The following is a 266-nucleotide window of genomic DNA, read 5'->3' as shown; positions in this document are numbered from 1 at the left end:
GGGAGGTGTGGAGGAGTTCGGTGGGGTTGATGGAGAGGAAGTTCGGGAGGTTGGAGGATTGGAAGGAGGGGAGGAAGTGGGAGAGGGGGAAGAAGAGGAGGATCATGGGGAGGAGGGTCTCCAGTGGGGGGGGGAGGAAGTGGGGGGTGTTGGTGGGGGGGGTACGGTGGGTGGGGTGGTTTGGTGGGTGGATGGGTTGATTGTTGGAGAATGGGGAAAAAGGGTGGGGAGGTGGAGTGCGGGAGGCTGAGGATAAAGGGGAGATG

1 protein-coding gene is annotated in these 266 nt (G+C 61.7%); it reads left to right on the top strand.

Annotated elements, in window-relative coordinates:
• On the top strand, nt 1–200 hold a 200-nt coding region (locus FS507_RS20055; protein ID WP_222121475.1), incomplete at its 5' end, for a hypothetical protein.
• Nucleotides 201–266: the final 66 nt, after the last annotated feature.

The sequence above is a fragment of the Corynebacterium glyciniphilum AJ 3170 genome, from assembly GCF_007673095.1.
Taxonomy (GTDB): domain Bacteria; phylum Actinomycetota; class Actinomycetes; order Mycobacteriales; family Mycobacteriaceae; genus Corynebacterium.
This window is presented reverse-complemented; position numbering and strand designations above follow the sequence as displayed.